The following is a 20303-nucleotide window of genomic DNA, read 5'->3' as shown; positions in this document are numbered from 1 at the left end:
GTTTTCGAGGAATTCGGCTGCGGGCTGCATCGAAAAAAGCGCCGACGACGGCTCGCAATCAAGGCCGCCCGGCCACCGACGCGAGCAGCCCATTCCGTGCGACCGGTTAAAAATCGGTCGTCATCGAGAACAACACCGTGCGCGGTGCGCCTTGCGTGATGTACCCCTGTCCGGACGTCGATGCCGTCGCCCAGTAGGCCTTGTTGGCCACATTGATCACGCTGGCGCGGAACGTCGTACTCCTGCCGAAGAGATTGGTTGCGTATCGCGCGCCCACATCAAACCGGTTCCACGAAGGGATCGACGCCGTATTGGCGACATCGAAGTATTGCTTCGCCGTGTGCAAGTACCGCGCCGTCAACGTGAGCCCAGGCAACATAGGTACGTCGTACTCGGCACCCAGGTTGAACAGGAAGTTCGGCACCCCCGTTGGACGGTTGCCATCGGTCGCTCCCTCGTAGGTATCGAGCAATTCGGCCTTGATCACCGAGGCACCCGCCAGCAGACGTACGCCCTTCAACGGCTCGCCATACACGGCGGCTTCCAGCCCGCGATGCCGCTCCTTCCCGTTCTCCGCGAAAATGTCGGAGGCGTTCGTATAAGCCGTTGGCTCCTCAATCTGATACGCCGCGAAGGAAGCGCCAAAGCGATCCACGTCATATTTCACGCCCACTTCGTATTGCTTCGAGCGTGCCGGCGCGAGCTTCGTACCGTAGTTCAACGCGGTCTGCGGGGCCTGCTGGCCCTCAGCCAGCGCTTCGCTGCGGTTGGCAAAAAACGCGACGTTTTGCCAAGGCTTCACCACCAGCCCAAGGATCGGGGTAGTGATCGCATCCGCATACGACGATGTCAGCGCGCCTGTCGCCGTCGCGTAGTTGTTCGTGTGCAATTCCTGCCGGCGCGCACCCAGCGTGAAGAGCACGCGGTCGTTGAGAAAACCCAATGTATCGGAGACCGCGACACTTCGGATCAACGTGCTGTCGGTCTCCAGCGGATTCGCAAAATTGCCGACGGGCGTGGCCGACGGACGCGGCACCTGGATGGTGTCGTAGAGGCTCGTGGAATAGCTGCCGGAATAGTCGTACGCCGAGCTGTCTTGAATGCTCGTGATCGAACCGCCCGCCGTGACGAAATGCGTCACCGGACCGGTCGCGAACCGCCCGTGTACGCCCGCCTCGGCCGAGTACGCATCGGTTTTACGCGGCACGCCCAGGCGGTTGGCGGTCGTCAGACCGGTATCGCCGTTATAGATGGGGGAGGAGTAGTCGCCGTGTTCGTTTGCGTGATGCACGCCGCCCGCCACATACGCCGTCCAGCCCGGCAGGAAGTCGTATTCCGCACGCGCAATCCCGACCGTATCTTCCAGCGCCGTGTATGACCACGTTTGCGCGTAGTTGTATGACGCCGAAGGCACCGCCGGGATCACGATGTTCGTGCCGGTCAGGTTGACCGTAGGACGGCCGTCGTTCACACGTTCGCGTTGATAGAGAAAGTCGCCGTAGAGACGCAGTTTGTCGCCGCGATAATCGAGCGAGACGGACGTTGCGGTGCTACGTTTATGTTCATCGTCGACACTGGTTTCGCCGTCACGGACCATGCTGTTCACGCGAATCCCGAACTGGCCGTCGCTGCCGAAACGGCGCCCCACGTCGACGTGCGTACCGAGCTCGCCGGACCCCGAACCTTCGACCGTTACGCGCGTCAGGGGTTTGTCGTCGGCGCGCTTGAGCTCCAGGTTGATCCCGCCACCGATGGCGGAGCCCGTTGGCGATGCGCCGTTCAGGAACGCGTTGGCGCCCTTGAAGACGTCCACACGGTCCAGCGTTTCGGTCGCCACCAACTGGCGCGGCGTGATGCCGTAGAGGCCGTTGAGCGAGATGTCGTCGCCGGTGAGCTGGAAACCGCGGATCACAAAAACCTGCGCCTGATTGCCGTAGCCGAGACCCGAGCGCACGGCGGGGTCGTTATCGAGGACGTCCGCCAGCGTGCGCGCCTGCTGGTCTTCAATCAGCTTGGACGTGTACGTCGTCATGCTGAACGGCACGTCGATCATTTTCTGTTCGCCCAGCACGCCGAAGCTGGCACCGCGTGCAACCTGACCGCCGCCGTAGGTCGGCGCGCGATCGCCGGGCAGGACATCGGCCGTGCCTTGAACTTTGACAGCGGGCAAGGTCTTGGTGGTATCGGCCGATTCAGCTGATTTCGCTGAGGTATCCGATTGGGCGGTATCGGCGCTTTGTGCTTGCGCGCTGCCGCTCGTAGCAAAACCGAGCGCGAGCGGCATGGCTGCACAAAAGAACAGATGACGTGCGGCGGCGGACATCGGCCGGACGCGGAGCGAGTGCAGGTTGATAGCGAGCATGTGAAGTAGCAGGAGGTGGTCGTGATTGCACCCCGTAATGCCGTCATTAACGATGGCGAACGGAGCGTTGTTGTGTGTTTGTGGCTGTCAGACAGGTAACAGATGTCTATGAAGTAGCTGACTAATTATACATGAATGCGAATCGTTATCATTGTCAATTACAAAAAATGACAGCGATTTTATAAGGAGAGAAATTCGGGGAGAGGCTTGCTGAGAAAGGGCGCGGAGGAGGCAAAGGGGGCCGAGACGCAGTCCGGCGGATCAGCCTGTTTCGCGTCTGGGCCACGTTTCGGCATTTGTGGTGCAAGCCTTTCAGGCTGATTTTTGGCGAAGTTGAACGGAGATTAGATTGAAAGCTCGCCTAGCTCGCCGGACAGTCAAACGCCGCCCACCCATCGCTCTTCCGATGCCTTCAAATGCGACCGGATGGCGGCTTGCGCGGCGATCGGATCGCGCGTTTCCAGCGTCCTCAAGATCCGTTCGTGCTCGGAGAGCGCGACGCCCCATGTCGTGATGTTTTCCGCGAGCCCGCTCACCTTGGCCGCGATCGGGTCGTTACGGCCGTCGAATAACTCGCCGACCAGCCGGGTCAGCACAGAATTCCCCGCGATTTCAGCCAGCGTTATATGAAATTGCCGGTCCGGTTCAAGCGGCGAGCGTCCCGCCGCGATCAGTTCGCGCATCGAATCCACGCTTCTTTGCAGCCTGCTCGTGCCCTCCGGCGTCAGCCGCGTGCAAGCCAGCACGATCACGCATCCTTCAATAGCCGCACGAGCTTGCATCAGCTCGGTGGGGCTTTCGCCCATGGAAGTCAACGGCGGTTCCTCGGTGCTGCCTTCGCAGACATACACGCCCGAGCCCATGCGGATCTCGACCTGACCGCGAATTTCCAAGGCGATAAGCGCCTCGCGCAACGACGGCCGCGACACGCCCAACTGCTGTGCAAGCTCACGCTCCGGCGGCAGGCGCGTACCTGCCTGGAAGCTGCCGTGGCGGATCAGCGTGTTGATCTGATCGGCGATGGTTTGATACAGCCGTCGCGTTTCAACCGGTTTTACAGATGTCGTCATGAGTGTCGGGCAGGATCGAAGTGTAAGGTGGCTTGACCAATTGCTTTCAGCATCGCTTGAGCGGCATGCCAATGAATATAAGGGTAAATACCGCGATTCCAGAGTAGGCCCAACGCCATTATCATTCTCAACAGGTAAGGCCACTTCACAGAACAGAAAATTGGCTTGACCACTTTGGTGCCTGAACAACGATCGGCCCCATCCCACAATCAGAGATCCCGCCGAGGAGACAACGCCGGTGCAAATGCTCATACGAGTCGACGAGGCCAAGCGATGAACGTGGCAGCCGAACAGGGCGCGCCAGATGCTGCGTCATCTACCGCGCGTCCGCACGCCATGCCGGACGAGCCCTTGCTGCGCCTGAACAGCGTCGGCAAGCGCTTTCCTGGCGTGATCGCGCTGCAAAACGTCAGCTTCGACGTCCGCGCGGGCGAAGTGCACGCCATTTGCGGTGAAAACGGTGCGGGCAAGTCGACGCTCATGAAGATCGTCAGTGGCCAATACCGGCCGGACGAGGGCGAGATCTACATCGACGGCCGCGAGCACCACTTCGCGTCCACGCTCGAGGCACAGGCTGCCGGCATCGCGATCATTCATCAGGAACTTAACCTGATCCCGCATTTGTCCATCGCGGAAAACATCTTTCTGGCGCGGGAGCCGAAGCGCGGAATTTTCATCGATCGGGCGCGTCTCGCTGCCGACTCCCAGGCCGCGCTCGATCGCATTGGCCTGTCGCTCAAGCCGCGTACGCTGGTTGGATCGTTGTCGGTCGCGCAGCAGCAGATGATCGAGATTGCCAAGGCGCTCTCGCTCAACGCTCGGCTCTTGATCATGGATGAACCCACGTCGTCGCTGACTGAATCCGAGACGGTGCATTTGTTCCGGATCATCAAGGAGTTGCGCCTGGCGGGCGTGGGCATTGTCTATATCTCGCACCGGCTGGACGAGCTGGCCGAGATTGCCGACCGCGTGACCGTGCTGCGCGACGGCCGCACCATTTCCACCGATGACTTCGCCGCCACCACCATCGAACAAGTAGTCTCGCATATGGTCGGCCGCGATCTGGACGATGTCTTTCCCGAACGTAAATCGCAGCCGACGAACGAAGTACTGCTAAGCGTAAGCGGCCTGAAGCGTCGTGATGTGTTCGGTCCGGTGAGCTTCGAATTACGTCGCGGGGAGATCCTGGGCTTTGCGGGATTGATGGGCTCTGGGCGCACTGAAGTTGCGCGCGCGGTGTTCGGCGCCGATCCGGTGGAGGCGGGCGAAGTACGGTTGCAAGGCGAGAGGCTCTCGATCAATTCGCCTATCGACGCGATCCGCAACGGCATTGCGTATCTCTCAGAGGATCGCAAGGGCAACGGTCTCGCGCTGCAGATGACGGTGGCGAAGAACATCACGCTCGCGAACGTGGAGGCGGTGTCGGGGACGGGCGGGTTTATCCGCTTCGAAGAAGAGGCGAGCGTCGCGCGCCGCTATATCGATGCATTGGGCATTCGTACGCCGAGCGTGAACCAGATCACGCGCAATCTCTCGGGCGGTAACCAGCAAAAGGTCGTGATCAGCAAATGGCTGTTCCGCGAATCGAAGATCCTGTTCTTCGATGAACCCACGCGCGGCATTGACGTCGGTGCGAAATACGCGATCTATGAACTCATGGACCGGCTCGCGGCGCAGGGCATTGGCGTTGTATTGATCAGTTCGGAGTTGCCCGAAATCATGGGCATGACGGACCGCGTCGCGGTGTTTCATGAAGGCCAGATAGCGGGCGTGCTCGAGACCCGTAAAACCAATCAGGAAGAAATCATGCACTACGCATCAGGACGGATCGCCCATGCTTGAGATGACAACCGACACGGCTCACGCCGACCGTGCCCGCGCCCGCGAACGTCGCAAGGACCTGATCCAGAAGTTCGCGGCACTGGGAAGCCTGGTGATGCTCGTGGTCGTGTTCTCGGCGACCAGCAACGCGTTCATGTCGCTCGGCAACGGCATGACCGTGGCGTTGCAGGTGACGTCCATCGCCTATCTCGGGTTAGGCGCGACTTGCGTGATCATTACCGGCGGTATCGATTTGTCGGTTGGGTCGGTGCTTGCGCTCTCAGGTGTAGCCGCCGCGTTGCTCGTGAAAGCCGGCGTGCCTGTTCCGATAGGCATGCTTGGCGGCGTGGTCGTGGGTGCGATCTGCGGCGCGTTCAACGGCTTGTTCGTGACGCGCATGGGGTTGCCGCCGTTCATCGCGACGCTGGGCATGATGCTCGTCGCGCGTGGCCTGGCGCTGCAGATTACCGGTGCGCGGCCGGTCTCGGGGCTCGGCGATTCCTTCGCTGAACTCGGCAATGGCTCGCTCTTTCGCGTGGTCCGCATGGGCTCGGACGGTTTCCCCGACATCGTGTTTCCCGGCATCCCGTATCCCGTGATCATCATGGTCGTGCTGGCGGTGCTGGTCGCCATCATGCTTAGCCGCACGTCGCTCGGGCGGCACATTTATGCGGTTGGATCGAATGCGGAAGCGGCGCGGTTGTCCGGCGTGAACGTGAACCGCGTGAAGCTGTTCACCTATGTGCTGTCCGGCGCGCTTGCGGGGCTGACGGGGTGCGTGCTGATGTCGCGACTGGTGACGGCGCAGCCGAACGAAGGCGTGATGTACGAACTCGATGCCATCGCGAGCGCGGTGATTGGCGGAACGTCGCTGATGGGCGGCGTTGGCACCATCTCCGGGACGGCGATTGGCGCGTTCGTGATCGGCATCTTGCGCAACGGGCTGAACATGAACGGGGTATCGAGTTTCATCCAGCAGATCATCATCGGGCTGGTTATCTTGGGGACGGTGTGGATTGACCAGATCCGGAACCGGAGATGAGTTTCATCGAACGTGTTTCGAGCGTTCGCGATATAGCAGAGAGCAAGGATTCCACTTGGTCTCAGAAAATCAATATCAACAGGAGCGAGACATGAAACTGACTACCAAGGCGATGTTTGCCGCTGTACTTGCCGTTGCTGCGAGCAGCGCGTTTGCGGCGGGCGGCGAGATTGCCGTGATCGTGAAGAGCGCCGATTCGAACTACTGGCAGAACGTCAACAAGGGCGCGACCGCGGCCATGGCTGCGGAGAAGGGTTACACGATGACCTTCCAGGGCCCGGCTGCCGAATCCGACATAGCCGCCGAAGTGAACATGGTCGAGAACGCGGTGAACCGGAAAGTCGCGGGGATCGTGCTGGCGGCATCGGACCCGGATGCGCTCGTGCCGGCCGTGAAGAAAGCATGGGAAGCGCATATTCCGGTGGTGATCATTGATTCAGCCTTGTCCGATTCGGGCAAGCCGTATTACCAGGCTTTCCTGTCCACCGATAACGAAAAGGCCGGCGAGATGTGCGCCCAGGCGTTGATCGCGCGGGTGGGGCAGACGGGCAAGATTGCGTTGATGTCGTATGTGGCTGGCGCGGGTTCCGAAGTGGGGCGCGTGGGCGGGTTCCGCAAGTATCTGGCGGCGCATTCCAAGTTGCAGGTGGTTGGGCCGTATTACTCGCAGTCGCAAATGGCGAACGCGCTTAATCAGACGACCGACGTGCTTGCCGCCAATCCCGACCTGAAGGGCATTTTTGGCGCGAACGAGCCGACGGCGGTGGGGATGGGCCGTGCGCTCGCTCAGTCGGGCAAGGCGGGCAAGGTGATTGCAGTTGGATTTGACGGCAATGCGGATTTGCAGAACTTCGTGAAGGACGGCACGATCCAGGCAATTGCCGTGCAAGGCTCGTATCAGATGGGTTATAAGGGCATTCAGACGGTGATTGGAGTGATTGAGAAGAAGTCGCCGCCGAAGTTTGTTGATACGGGTGTCGTCATGGTCGATAAAGACAATATTGATCAGCCGGTGGCGAAGAACGTGTTGTATTGAGCGCTAGCCTTTGGTTAAAGGCTAAGCAGGCGATGCGCAGTGCGAAGGGATTGCAAGTTGATCCTTTTGTGCTGCGCTTTCTTTTTGTGGTTTCATTTGCACGTCACTCGCGAAAGTTGGCGTTGGCACTACTCCATTACCTTCACCGATAGAACAATGTGTTCTTTCGGCGTGACTATCCGCCGCCTGTCTGCTCGCATACCATGCCGTATCGATTACGCTCCTAAGCCTGATATGCAAACTCCCTTGTACCGATGGTTATTGGCGGCTACCGCTGCCACCGCTCTATTCACAAGCGCCGCTCAAGCCCAGGTCGATACGACCAAAAGCACGGTGACGGCGACATCGAAGCAAATGAACGTGCCGGTTGAAGGCAAGTTCAAGAAGTTCACCTCGCAACTCGACTTCGATCCGGCCAAGCCGGCTGCGGGCAGCGCGAATATCAGCATCGATACGGGAAGCTACGATCTCGGCGATGACAGCTACAACAAGCAGGCGACCGACAAGGACTGGTTCGATACCGCCCATTTCCCGACCGCTACTTTTGTTTCAACAGCCATCGCGCCGGCTGGCGGGACGAAGTTCAATGTCAGCGGCAAGTTGACCATCAAGGGCAAGTCGCAGAACGTCATCGTGCCGGTCACGGTCACGAGCCAGGGCGCGACGCAAACCTTCGATGGCTCATTGCCCATCAAACGCACGCAGTTCGATGTCGGCACGGGCGAATGGAAAGACACCTCGGTCGTCGCCGACGAAGTCGTCATCAAGTTCCACCTCGTCGCGACCAAGACATAAGCCAAGAACTAGGCGCTCATCGCTTTCAACATTCATCCTGGAAAACTCATGAAAAAGAACCTCCTGATTGCAGCCGCTGGCGCGCTTTTCGCGGCCGTTTCGTTTAACGCGATGGCTGAAGAAGTCACGTATCAACTCGACCCGAACCACACGTACCCGAGCTTCGAAACCGATCACTTCGGCGGCATCTCGATCTGGCGCGGCAAGTTCACGAAAAGCAGCGGCACGGTGACGCTCGATCGCGCAGCCAAGAAGGGCACGCTGGATGCGACCATCGATATGACGTCGATTGATATTGGCAATGAGAAGCTGAATGGCGAACTGAAGAGCGCGCAATTCTTCGACGCCGACAAATTCCCGACGGCGACCTACAAGGGCACGTCGATGAAGTTCAAGGGCGACGTGCCGGTGGAAGTCATCGGCGAGCTGACGCTGCATGGCGTGACGAAGCCGTTGAACCTGAAGATCGAATCGTTCAAGTGCTTCACGAACCCGATGATGAAGAAAGAAGTCTGCGGCACGGAGTCGACGGCAACGTTCGATCGTGGCGACTTCGGCGTGGATTATGGCAAGGCGTATGGCTTCAAGATGAAGACGACGCTGCATATTCAAGCTGAAGGCATTCGGCAATAAGTTTATTGATGCATGACGGCATGCATGTTGTGATGCTGGCTGTTTAGTCGGAGAACGTCATTCCAGCGTTAGTTGGAGTGACGTTTTTGTTGTGTGCGCAGCATGGGTGCTCCCTCGAAGGTGAGAGCCTCCGGGAACATGAGTGGCCGATGTGCAAAAACCGGATCGAAGGCAGCACTATTGCGCCCCACTCGTCGTGCATACCCGGTCCCCAATGCGCTGTCCCTCTACTACAATCTCATTACTACATTTGTAGCAATGGGGGCTACGATGAGCATGCCGGTCCGAATTGATGACGAGTTGTATGAACAAGCGAAGGCCGATGCGTCGGCAGAACACCGATCAATTGCCGGCCAGATTGAATTTGAGGCGAAGGTCGGACGTGCGGCGCTGGACAACCCGGATATCCCAGCGTCGTTCATTGCCGAGTCGCTGATCTCGATGGCCGAGCCGCGGGAACACTCCACACCTTTCGTGTCACGTGTCCGCCGCACATGAACTTTACGGTACGTCAGACGAGACGTTTTGCAAGGCAGTACAAGAAACTCCATGACAACAACGCTGTCGACGTAGACGCTGCAGTGGCGGTCGTCGCGGCTGATCCCGCTGTCGGACAGCGAAAGAGAGGAGGCCTAGCGGACGGAATTGCTTGTGTACAAGTTTCGAAGCCAAGGACAATTGTTCTTGCTTGGCTACACCGTCGACGACAAACCGCGGCTGGTGTACCTCGAAGCGATCGGCCCGAACGAGAATTTCTATCGGGATCTGAAGCGGTGAGCCTGCTACACGATCAGGGCAACACTGACCAAGGCCCTTTCGCTCTCTGAAAGTCTCGTTACCCCCGCGCGCGGCTTCGCGTGGCGTAGTCGGATATCGACTCCGTGTAGCCTGAAGGTCATTGAGGCATCCACCATCAATGCGCTTATGTCATGAATGAAATGACATCCGGGCTATCGTCAAACCGGGTCTCGGCTAACACAATCCTCTCCAGTGCAGCACTCGCTGCTTAGTTCTTTGGAGAGAAACCATGTTTGCAGTGACTGGAATCACAGGGCAAGTCGGCGGCGTTGTTGCGCGTTTGTTGTTGGCCGCCGGCCACGATGTTCGCGCCGTCGTTCGCGACGCAGCGAAGGGTGAGGTTTGGGCGAAGCAGGGTTGCGAAGTCGCACTCGCCGACGTCAACGACCAACAAGCGCTGCAGCACGCATTCGAAGGCACGGAAGGCGTGTTTGTCCTGCTGCCGCCAACGTTCGATCCCACGCCGGGATTTCCCGAAGCACGCAAGACTATCGCCACGTTGCGGGCTGCGCTCGCAACCGCCAAACCGTCCAAAGTCGTCGTGCTGTCCACGATCGGCGCACAAGCCACGCAGCCTAATCTCTTGAACCAGCTCCAAATCCTTGAGCAGGAACTGGGTACGCTGCCAATGCCCGTGGCTTTCCTGCGCGCCGCGTGGTTCATCGAAAACGCTGCGTGGGATGTGGCGCCGGCGAGGGAATCTGGCATCGTGCCCAGCTTCTTGCAACCGCTCGATAAACCCGTGCCAATGGTCGCCACCGCCGATATCGGACGCGTCGCGGCAGAACTGCTGCATGAATCGTGGGCGGGGCGCCGCATTGTCGAACTGGAAGGGCCGCAGCGTATTTCACCCGACATGATTGCTGCAAGCTTTACGCGTCTGCTGGGTCGCGAAGTCAGCATGACAGTCGTGCCTCGTGACACCTGGGAAGACTTGTTCCGGTCGCAAGGGATGAAAAATCCGACGCCGCGCATGCAGATGATCGATGGCTTCAACGAAGAATGGATCTGTTTCGAAGGCGCTGAAAACGAAGTACGCAAAGGCCGTGTGCCGCTCGATACGGTGTTGCAATCGCTGATTGAAAGGGCGTAGAAGGGCTCTCGTCCTCTGGATTCGGCCTGCGAGTATTTAACGTTATTCAGGAGTCCAACCAATGATTGTCACAGAAAATAACGCGGTGCGTAAAGGCCGTCTCGATGGCAAGAAAGTGATCGTGCTCGGCGGTTCATCGGGTATCGGCTTTGCAGTGGCGGAGTATGCGCTGGCTGAAGGTGCAAACGTCGTAATTGCATCGAGTCATGCGGGACGTGTCCACGCCGCAGTCACGGCGCTTGGCACGAACGCCCAGGGCCAAGCGCTCGATCTCACCGATGAACACGCTATCGAAGCGTTTTTCAACGCGACCGGCAGCTTCGATCACCTGGTGTTCACCGCAGGCGATTCACTGCGGCTTGGCGAGATCGCTGCGACAGATATGTCGCTGGCAAGACGCGCCTTCGATATCCGCTATTGGGGCGCGCTCGCCGCAGTCAAATACGGCGCACCGCACATCGCGGCGGGCGGTTCGATCGTGCTGACAACGGGTATTGCGGCGTTGCGGCCGCGCAGCGGCTGGGCATTCGGCGCGAGCATATGCGGGGCGATGGAAGCGCTCACGCGCGCGCTTGCCGTCGAACTGGCGCCGTTGCGCGTGAATGCAGTATCGCCAGGATTGGTCGCGACCAACCTATGGCAGAACATGTCCGAAGAGGACCGGCAAGCCATGTACGAACAAGCCGGCAAGCATTTGCCCGTCGGACGAGTGGGCGAGGCACGCGATGTCGCGGCGGCGTATCTGTTCCTGATGGAAAGTGCGTTCGCAACGGGACAGACACACGTGGTGGATGGAGGGGCGGTGCTGGTTTAAGCCAAGCGTCGCGGGGGCAGGGGACAAAGCGATGGAGACAAGGGACGTTGAACGCCCCGTTATCTCAGTCATTTGGCGATTAACTTGCCGCGGCAATAAAGGGGGCTTGGACGATACGCGTCTGAGCCACCGCTTCAATCACACTCGTCAATTTGTGATCGGCAGATACGGCGACGTCAACGTGGTCGGCGGATATGTCACAGCGCCCAGTTGCTTCGTGAAGCTGTACCGCACGTAAACAGCGGCCATGTATTCCCGATACTGGTAAGCATTGCCGAGCGATGCCGATCCGCCCACGAACAGTTGGGGCGCAAGCTGGTATTCGGCGCTTGCGTTAAACGAGTACGCGACGCCAGTTTTGCTGGTGGCGGGGTATACCACACCATTTGTGGAGTACGGCGTGGTGATCGGTAGCGCCGCCAGAGTCGCGATCGCTGATTGGAAGCCACCATTGGTCGGGAAATAATTCGAAGCATCCTGACGATAATGCTGAACGCCGATCGACCCCTTCACATCGTAAGTGAACGCGCCATTGCGACCCTTGTATTCGACCGGGATGTTCAAGATCACATATTGCTGCGGGCTGAAATACCCGCCTTGACCATACGTGAAGTACGACAGGTTCTTGTCGTAGTGCATCAGGGTCGTGTTCACGCCAACGGTGAGCGTCTGGTTTGCGTCCGTGAACAAGCGTGTGTAGACCCCGCCGCCGCCCTTGACGGCCGTATTGCTCTGTACGTTCTGACCCTCGAGATACTCGTAGGACGCGTTCACGTACGCGCCGCTCATGCCGTCGTCCCAGCCGAGCGAGGCGCGGCCGCCGTTCGACGTCACGCCGCCCCACGTCAGCGTTCCGTTGTTCACCAGGTTTTGGTAGGTTGCATCGCCCAGTTGAGCCTTCAAGGCGGCGGCGTTGTTTTGGGCAAACGTGCTGATGCTCGAGTCACGCGTGCCCGCATAGGACAGCAAACTGTCCGTGACGGCGCGGCGTGCAACAGCGATCGAGTACGAAACCTTGTCGGTGATGCCGCCGTTATATTCAGCGCCACCGACCCAGTTAGCCTCACGGAAACCAATTGGCGTTCTCCCGACGTCGGCCTTGATGCTGTTGGTTTCATATCCCACCGATAACCCCACGCCACTCGCCGTCTGGTCGCCCGAAAGGTTTTGGCCCGTTAGCCCGCCGACCACGCTCGCCCCAAACCGCGCCAGCGTGTTCGGGTCGTTCCCGGCCGTGCCCGCGTCCAGCGTGACAGGCGTCGCTGTCACGACAATATGCCCGTTCCCCGCCGCAATGCGACCCTGAACCGGCGCTTCGATATCCGTCAGGTTCGACAGTCCATCCTCACCCGTGCGTTGGCGAAAGATGATGCCGCCCGACACCGTGCTCGACTGAGCTTGGTTGATTTGCGCGAGTTCATCGGCGACGCCTAGCGTTTGCGCGTTTGCTACGGTCGTCGGATTGTTGCCCGCCATGCCGGAGTACGCCTGGGCCGTTTGCGCGGGTGCGTAGGCTTGTCCGTAACCGGCGGGCGGTTGCGGAATGTAGGGCTGACCGTAGCCCTGATTTGCGTACGGTTGCTGTTGTTGCTGTTGCGGATACCCATACCCCTGCTGCGCGTACTGCTGTTGCTGCTGCGGGTAAGGCTGCTGCCTGTAGTCCGTTTCATCCGCTTGGCGGGCATTACGGGACGTGGCCTGCTTGCGCGTTGTCGTACGTTTCGCCTTTGCTGCCGGCGCGCTGGAATACACACGAGGTTGCGGTTGCTGAGTGTTCGCCTGTGCTTCGCGCGCTGCCGGCGACATGGGCCATGGCGAGCTAGCCGCCGGGTCGTACGGTTGCTGAGCTTGCTGATACTGAGCCGGATACGCCTGTTGCTGTTGATAAGGCTGCTGTTGATTCTGCGCCGGATAAGGCTGCTGATATTGCGGCTGATACGGTTGCTGATAAGCCTGCGGCTGATATTGAGCCTGCCCCTGGCCTTGATATTGACCTTGATACTGCCCGACGTTTTGAGCTGGCGCTTGTCCCGGATAAGGCTGCAACGGCGCCGCAGCCGGGCCGCCGGACTGACTTGAACCGTAGGTGTCCGGACCATATCCGCCACCTGTGGCTACCGGGCGCGCAACATTGCCCGGCGTCGAATAGGGTGCGACATAGGGTGTCGAATAAGGCGCGGGTTGAGGCGGGGGCAAATAGTTCGGCACGTTCTGCGTCGGTGAAGAAGGCTGGGGATAATTGGACGACCCATTGGGCAATCCGGGCATCGGCGTGGTCGAGCGCGAGAACAATCCGCTCAGCGGACCGGTGGGTGCGTCTGATGCGCTCGCCGACGTATCGACGGCGGTCTTGCCTTCAAACGGATTAGTGCCGGGCAAAGGCATGGACCCGATGCGCTGCATGGCGGATTCCCAACCGCGCGGCACGTTAGGTTGTGCACCCTGGTCAGTGGTACGCACCGTTTGACGCACGGGCGTATTCGCTGCGATCAATGCCTGTTGCAAGTAACGCGATGCCAGCGAAAGCTTGCCCTCGGCGTGATACATGCGGCCGGCCGCGGCGAGCACGCGCGGATCATCAGGCGCTGTGCGCAGCGCCTGATTCGCCGTTGCCTCAGCGAACGAAAATTCCTTCGCACCAGACGCCGCGCCAATTGCGGCAACCTGCAAGTCGATGTCGTCAGGACGGCGAGCCAGCGCCGCGCGATAACTCGCGAGTGCGCTGCGGTCATCGCCGGCGGAGGTGTACAAGCGGGCCAGCGCGCCTTGCAGATCGGGATTGTCGGGCATGGCGGAAAGCCAGGGAGCGATTACTTCGTAGGCGCTTGCCAGATCACCGCGTTGACGCACGGTATCGGCTTGTTTCACCACGATGCCGATGTTCAGGTTGTTGAAGTCGATGCGTTGCTGCGGTGTGAGCTGCGACGCCGCGAGCCGCCGCATGACCGAGCTCAGTTCGGCTTCCTGCTGCGGATTCGTTTGTCCCGCGGTAACCGGTACGGCAGTCAGGATGCCTGCGTATTGCAGCAGCAAGCCGGTATCGTCGGGTGCGACGGCCATTGCGCTGCGGACCAGCGACAATGCGCGCATGGTGTCGCCCGCTTGCAAATACGACGACGCCAGCACGCCGATCAGTTCCGGGCTGCCCTGGGCAGTAGGCGTAGCGGCTTGCAGGATCGCTTCGGCTTGTTGCGTCTGCCCGGCGCGCGACATCCGGTTCGCGAGTTCTGCCTGCGTGTGAACCCATAAGCGATGTTGCAGCACGGTCATGGCCGGCGTGCGCTGGTCGACCGGAATCCGTTCGAGTTGCGATAACCCCGTCGCCCAGTCCTGCGTTTCAGCTGAGAGGAGCGCGCTTGCATAGAGCGCGTCGGTCATGTCGGGATGCGTGGCGAGCAAGCCGTCCATCATGCTGCGCGCATTGCCGACCGCCCCTTGGCGCACATAAATGCGGGCGAGGTCGAGGCGCATCCAGACATCGTCGGGATTGTTCAGCAGCGCATCTTCGAAGAGGCTGCGCGCGGTGCCCAGGTCGCCCCGTGCCTCCGCCGCGCGTGCCTGCGCGGCCTGCGCTTCGCCGCGCAACTTGTTGATGCCGCCGGCCTTCGCCTGCTGTTCGGCGTTCAACTGGTTCGCGAAGCTGAGCGCTTCGTCGCCACGACCTTGCGCGGCCAGTGCGCCAACCAGTCCGCGAATTGCGTCGGGATTGTCGGCCTGACGGCGCAGCGCCATCCGGTAGGCCTGTTCCGCGCCGCGCGGGTCGCCGCTATTGAGCAGCGTTTCGCCGAGCATGGTTTGCGCGGTGGTGTCCGACGGATTCAGTGCAATCGCGCGCTCGAACATCGACTTCGCTTTCGCGATCTCGCCATTGCTGCGCGCGCCAATACCCGCGCTCGTATAGCTCCAGTAGGTCGCGCTCGTGAGCGCATCCTTCCAACGCGCCGGATTGCCGGCACGCGATGCGCGCTCCAGATACGTGCGCGCTTCGTCGAATTTTTCCTGCTTCAACGCCGCGATACCCATGCCGCCGAGCGCATCGCCATCGTTCGGGCTGTTCGCCAGCACCGCCGAAAAACGGGCGCGCGCCGTGACGATATCGCCACGATCCAGCGCGGCGAAACCATCGGCGACCGCACGCCCGCGGGCATCGGTAGCCGCATCCGCTTGCGCGCGATCGCGAGCCTGCTTGTCTTGCTGCACCATCGAATCGAAACGCGCCTTGACCGCAGGGTCATCCGGCGATGCCTGCAAATAGGCTTGATAAAGCGGGGCGTCGGACGCGCGAGCGCCGAGCCACAGCAGCGCCTGGCGCCAGCTTTTCTTCGCCTGATCGCCGACCGTGCTGTCGGTGCTCAACTGCGCAAGACGCGCGATACCGTCACGCCGCGTGGTGTCGCGGTAAGTCAGGTGCTGCGCGAGCGCCAGCGCGTAGCGCGGGTCGTTGGGGTTCTGGCGCGCGAGCTGCGTCAGCCCTTGACGCGCCTGATCCCAGCCTTGCGGCGTGGCGGCCAGCGCCTGGTAATACTCGAGCGTGAGTTCGGGCGTGGCGGGCTTGCCGTCGAGCGCGCGTTGATATTCCTGCACCGCCGATGCGTTCTGCCCGCTCTGCGCAAGCCGCCGGGCGTCGTTGACGGTCTGGTCGCGCGGACTGGTTTCGCCCAGCCGCTGGCCGAGTTCATCGATATTCGGATACTGCGGTGCAGCCTGTCGCAAGCGCTGCAAATATTGCTGCGCACCGCTGCCGTCCTTGCGGTCCGCGAGGATCATGCCCATGCCGTAAAGCGCGTCTGGCTGCTTCGGGTCGATGCGCAGCACCTTCTGCCACGCCTGCTCGGCCAGATCGCCCCGGCGATGCGCCTGCCAGTAGCGGCCCTGATCGATCAGCACGGTCATCGGCGAATTAGGATTGGCACTCGCATTGGTACTCGCATTGCCACTCGCACCGGCAACAGCGCCCCCGTTGGCTGCGCTGCTCGCGGCTTGCGCGAACGCGGTGAGCGGCACATTGGCGACGCAGCCCGCCGCGAGGCTCAGCGCGATCGCCCGCGCGCCGTTGTGTGGTTTCATGGGGAACAGGGACCGTTTCAACAAGCGCTTCTCCAGCTCGGCACGAGTCGGCCGGCTTCGTCGAAACGGTATCGGCCTTCTATAAATCCGGCGCCGAACAAGCCCAGCACACGGTCGTAATAAACCGGTTCACGGTTAGGATTCGAAGACGCAGCGACAGATAAGGCCGCCACGGGCGCGTCGAGTGCCGCAAGATGCGTGCGGGCAAGGCCCAGGCCGCGATCGTCGCCAATAGTCCTGAAGTACGGTGCGAGGGCGGCCCAGTAGCTAAGCGGGCCTTCGCCGTTGATCGTGCCTGTCGCCACATTGACGCGTTCCGGCGGATAGCCGTTTTGCGCGACGGCCTGGCGCATGCCGCCGAGCGCGGCGAGCCAGGGTTTGCCAAGCGGATCGGCGCTGGACGTGAGGCCAGCCCACAGATACACGCGAATGGCGTCATAGCTGCCGGTGTCGGCGGTCTGCGGATCCACGACGAACTGCCCTGACTTGTACGCCGCCCAGTCTGGAGAAAAACCATGCGGCGCGGTGGTTGCCACGAGCTTGTAGCTGTTCTGGGCAAGCTGGTTCCATGGTCCGTCCGGCATCTCCCGAGCGAGGCCGCGCAATACCGGCAGCGGCGAATAGCTTGGATTCAGACGCGTCACGTCGCCGCTTTGGAAGCCTTGCGGACCGGGCAGCAGCATGGGTCCAATGCCCGCGAGATTCGTCACTTCAAGACGCGCGATCTGAGCGGCCAGCGCCATGCCCAGTTGCGTATAAGTCTTGTCGTTCCACAGACGGCCGGCTTGCAGCAGGTCGTACGCGATCCACAGATCGGAATCGGAAGCGGAATTGGGATCGAGCACGCCGAACGAGCCGTCCGGCTTTTTGCCCCATTGCCACGATGGCAATCGCACGTTGCCCGGTTCGAACTGGTTCGCGGCGAGGTTCGTGCGGGTCCAGGCGAGCAGCCGGTTGAAGGTCGCGCGGTCGTTCGCGACCAGCGCGAAGAACATGGCGTACGACTGGCCTTCGGAGGTCGTTTGCTGCGTCGGCGTGGAGTAATCGATCACGCGGCCGTCAGCCTGCACGAAGCGTGCCGTGAAGGTCCGGTAAGCGGGCCAGTCGGTACATTGCGGCGTGGGCGATGACGACGCTTGAGCGCTGAAGGTTGTCCCCATGGCGGTCAGCGCCAGCGCCAGAATTGCCGTCTTCGATCCACGTCTGAAACCAACCTGCATATCAATCCCTCAAACGGCGCGCGGCAATGGCGCGCAGCGACCGGTAAAACAATGCCGCGATGATGATGGCCGCGAGCAAGCCGCCGAGCACCAGCAAGAGCGGATGCGACGACAACGCCCAGCGCATGTATTCGAACGGCGACAGGCGGCCGACGTAATACGCCTCGCCATTCGATGTCACCGTCACGTCGCGTCCGTGAATCACCGCCATGGCGCCCTGGATCTCGGGCAGCACGTCGTTGTCGAGCAAGGCGGCGGACAGGTCGGCATTGGACTGTCCGGGCGCGCTGATCAGCGCCACCGCGCTACGATTGCTTTTCAGGGGAGATTCGAAGCCGGTGATGAGCGCGTCGCCGCTGGCGCTGACAAGCGACAGGTCGGCGCGCGCCGGCAGGCGCTCCACACCATGCGGGCCGTGCCACCAGTCGACGACCTTGAACGCGACGTCGGAGAGTTCGAAGTTGCGCGACTCGCCGTCACCCGAGAACGGCATCTGCTTCGCCCAGCGCTGCAGCAGCGGCTGGCGGCCGGGGGAGCCGAGGATCAGGAGGTCTTTATCGGCGAGATTGTCGACCTGATCGGCTTGGGCGACAGTCACGCCAGTGACCGGATAACCCGTCGATGCCCCCATGCGTCCCATCTCCAGCAAGTACAGGCTGAAGTCGGCGGAGTTGGCATCATTCGGCATGATCACCGCCGTCTCGGACAGGTCGGCCATGCGCGTGAACGGGAAGCCGCCATTGGCAAATGCCGCGAGATCGGGCAGCGCCATGTAGTGCGGGAAGCCCGACAGGTCGATAGTCGAATTCGGATCGATGGAACCCACCACGTTATCCAGCACGCGGCCCTGGCATTCGCCGGTCTTCGGGTAGTCGTAGTAGAAGTGCAGCCGTAACTGCGAGCGCGGCGTGAGCAGCAGTGGCGGCACATAGATCTCGTGACGCGCAGCGGCCGTCTTGTCGGGCATCACCTGATTGAAGTAGCGGCCGAGATCAAAGGTGGACGTGGCGACCGCAGGAATCCGCAGCGACTGCACAAAACCATCGTTCACATTGATGTTCAGCGTGGACCGGTCGAGCGCGGGACGCACCGTGTAGCGATAACCCAGATCAATAGGCACGCCCTTCGTTTGCCACATGAAGAGGTCGGGCGGCACACGCATGTTCACGCGCACGGCGTCGGCGTTATAACCCGTCACCGAGAGGTCACGCGCTTCCGCCAGTTCGCCGAAACGCACCGGCCGGTCGGTCGGCAGCCAGTTCGGCGCATCGTAGGGTTTGCGCGGCGCGAAGTCGTTCAGTTGCGTGATTGTGGCGGTCGTGCCGGACAACGTGTTCTGGCCAATGCCGAGCGCCTTCGCGGCGGTCTTCAGCTCGGCGTCGTTGCGGCCCATCACGAGCAGCAAGCGGCCGCGCGACGGAGTGTCTCGATCCATCACCGCGATGGTCGGGCCGGTTATCTCGGGAATCTTCACGCCGGCCGGGTGCTGGTCGCTGGTGGCGAACACCACGGCGTTGCCGGACAGCGGCACGTTGTCGATCTGCGCCGGAAACACAGCGCCACGATACCCGCTAAGCGAGCCAAACCACGACGCCACCGCGCCCGCTGCTTCGAGTGTGGCCGCGCTGGGTTTTTCGGCGAACACGAACGGCAGTTCGAGGCGGCGAACATCGCGGCGATCGAAGAAAGGCGCGGGCAACGAGGCGAGGTCGGGCTTGCTTTCAAGCGATGCATACGTGAGATCGAGCGAGCTTGCGTTGCTGACGGTCGCCCATAGCGTGGAGTTCGACGGGTCCTCGCACTGCTGCGTGTAGTGGCCGATCAACTGCACGTTCAGGTGATTGAATTCCGTGATGAAGCGCGGATCGATGGACACATCGCGCGCAACCAGGATGCCGGCCTGCTCGCGCGGCACGGGCAGCGTGGCAGCGACTTCGCCGTTGACCAGCACCTTGAGTTGCGAGATCGACGGCAGCAGCGAAGGCGAATAGCTGTAGATCAGGTGCAGCACCGCGCTGGTCACGACTTCGTCGCTGCGTACCGAGAACGGCACGCCGTTCTGGCCGTCCGTGCCACGCAGTTGCAGCGGATCGAGCGCGCCGAGGTCAGAGAATGTGAGCGTCTGGCGGCGGCCGCCCGGCACCAGCGTGCCAGGCTCAGCCGTGGTCGGCGTCCTGGACACAAGCGTGTGCGCGGCAGGCACGGCCGACGCGCCCAACGGTCCCGAGGCCGCCTGTGCGAACGCCGGCACGGGCACAGCGAGCTGCGGTTGCTCGATGGTTGCCCGGTTGAACGGCATGGCGGGGCCGGGAGGCGGCACGGCGCCCACACCGGTAGCGGTTGCGCTCGTCGACGTATTCACCGTGGCATTCGCCGCAGCGCTTGCCAGCGACGCCAGCGGCACAGCCAGTGCCGTTTGCAATGCAAGCCAGCAAGCGAGGCTGCGCATCAGGGCGCGGGGAATGGGACGGGAGCTGAACGGGGTGAAAACCGTCATGTCCGGTTCGCCTTGTTCATTGTCCGGGCGCAGCATCGAAATTCCCTTACCCATG

At 61.3% G+C, this 20303-nt stretch carries 14 protein-coding genes and 1 pseudogene; 10 read left to right on the top strand and 5 right to left on the bottom strand.

All coding sequences use genetic code 11. The annotated features are described in order from the left end of the window. Nucleotides 1–106 precede the first annotated feature (106 nt). Entirely contained in the window at nt 107–2362 is a 2256-nt protein-coding gene (locus SBC1_RS09090) for a TonB-dependent siderophore receptor (protein WP_165091146.1), read from the bottom strand. 377 nt (nt 2363–2739) lie between these two features. Then, on the bottom strand, nt 2740–3432 hold the full coding sequence (locus SBC1_RS09085; protein ID WP_165091140.1) for a FadR/GntR family transcriptional regulator: 693 nt from the start codon (nt 3430–3432) through the stop codon (nt 2740–2742). A gap of 273 nt (nt 3433–3705) precedes the next feature. Here SBC1_RS09085 and SBC1_RS09080 point away from each other — a divergent pair, with 273 nt between their 5' ends. The 10 genes and pseudogenes from SBC1_RS09080 (at nt 3706) to SBC1_RS09040 (ending at nt 11464) form a co-directional block, all read left to right on the top strand. Beyond that, entirely contained in the window at nt 3706–5274 is a 1569-nt protein-coding gene (locus SBC1_RS09080; protein WP_165091136.1) for a sugar ABC transporter ATP-binding protein, read from the top strand. After that, nucleotides 5267–6295 carry an ABC transporter permease gene (locus SBC1_RS09075; RefSeq protein WP_165091132.1) on the top strand — a complete coding sequence of 343 codons (1029 nt, stop codon included), beginning with the start codon at nt 5267–5269 and terminating at the stop codon, nt 6293–6295. The genes SBC1_RS09080 and SBC1_RS09075 overlap by 8 nt, the downstream gene beginning before the upstream one ends. 91 nt (nt 6296–6386) lie before the next feature. After that, the gene (locus SBC1_RS09070) at nt 6387–7331 is read left to right on the top strand and encodes an ABC transporter substrate-binding protein (RefSeq protein ID WP_165091128.1); all 945 of its coding nucleotides are present in this window, start codon (nt 6387–6389) and stop codon (nt 7329–7331) included. 234 nt (nt 7332–7565) lie between these two features. Next, entirely contained in the window at nt 7566–8126 is a 561-nt protein-coding gene (locus tag SBC1_RS09065) for a YceI family protein (protein ID WP_165091125.1), read from the top strand. Nucleotides 8127–8174: 48 nt separating this feature from the next. Then, nucleotides 8175–8759: a YceI family protein gene (locus SBC1_RS09060; protein ID WP_165091122.1), complete on the top strand. Its 585-nt coding sequence runs from the start codon at nt 8175–8177 to the stop codon at nt 8757–8759. Between the two features lie 270 nt (nt 8760–9029). Continuing rightward, nucleotides 9030–9257, top strand: a complete 228-nt coding sequence (locus tag SBC1_RS09055; RefSeq protein WP_165091120.1) for a ParD-like family protein — start codon at nt 9030–9032, stop codon at nt 9255–9257. Beyond that, a pseudogene (locus SBC1_RS39780) lies at nt 9254–9355 on the top strand (type II toxin-antitoxin system RelE/ParE family toxin); the annotation flags it as partial. The gene SBC1_RS09055 and the pseudogene SBC1_RS39780, both read left to right, overlap by 4 nt. A gap of 55 nt (nt 9356–9410) precedes the next feature. Next, nucleotides 9411–9536 carry a type II toxin-antitoxin system RelE/ParE family toxin gene (locus SBC1_RS39775; RefSeq protein WP_241201906.1) on the top strand — a complete coding sequence of 42 codons (126 nt, stop codon included), beginning with the start codon at nt 9411–9413 and terminating at the stop codon, nt 9534–9536. 250 nt (nt 9537–9786) lie between these two features. Then, nucleotides 9787–10650 carry an NmrA family NAD(P)-binding protein gene (locus SBC1_RS09045; protein WP_165091116.1) on the top strand — a complete coding sequence of 288 codons (864 nt, stop codon included), beginning with the start codon at nt 9787–9789 and terminating at the stop codon, nt 10648–10650. Nucleotides 10651–10711: 61 nt separating this feature from the next. Then, on the top strand, nt 10712–11464 hold the full coding sequence (locus tag SBC1_RS09040; RefSeq protein WP_165091111.1) for an SDR family oxidoreductase: 753 nt from the start codon (nt 10712–10714) through the stop codon (nt 11462–11464). 147 nt (nt 11465–11611) lie between these two features. On the opposite strand, the gene SBC1_RS09035 is transcribed toward SBC1_RS09040, so the two are convergent. The 3 genes from SBC1_RS09035 to bcsB all read right to left on the bottom strand — a co-directional run bounded on the left by SBC1_RS09035 (nt 11612) and on the right by bcsB (nt 20302). Continuing rightward, nucleotides 11612–16531: a cellulose synthase subunit BcsC-related outer membrane protein gene (locus tag SBC1_RS09035; RefSeq protein WP_165988815.1), complete on the bottom strand. Its 4920-nt coding sequence runs from the start codon at nt 16529–16531 to the stop codon at nt 11612–11614. Nucleotides 16532–16548: 17 nt separating this feature from the next. Beyond that, complete coding sequence (gene bcsZ / locus SBC1_RS09030; protein WP_370469620.1) at nt 16549–17691, bottom strand: cellulose synthase complex periplasmic endoglucanase BcsZ; 1143 nt, start codon at nt 17689–17691, stop codon at nt 16549–16551. Between the two features lie 61 nt (nt 17692–17752). Beyond that, the gene (gene bcsB / locus SBC1_RS09025) at nt 17753–20302 is read right to left on the bottom strand and encodes a cellulose biosynthesis cyclic di-GMP-binding regulatory protein BcsB (protein ID WP_165091103.1); all 2550 of its coding nucleotides are present in this window, start codon (nt 20300–20302) and stop codon (nt 17753–17755) included. Between the last annotated feature and the right edge of the window lies 1 nt (nt 20303).

The organism is Caballeronia sp. SBC1 (assembly GCF_011493005.1).
GTDB lineage: Bacteria > Pseudomonadota > Gammaproteobacteria > Burkholderiales > Burkholderiaceae > Caballeronia.
Note: the sequence above shows the minus strand (reverse complement) of the source record. Positions and strands in the feature narration are given on the sequence as shown.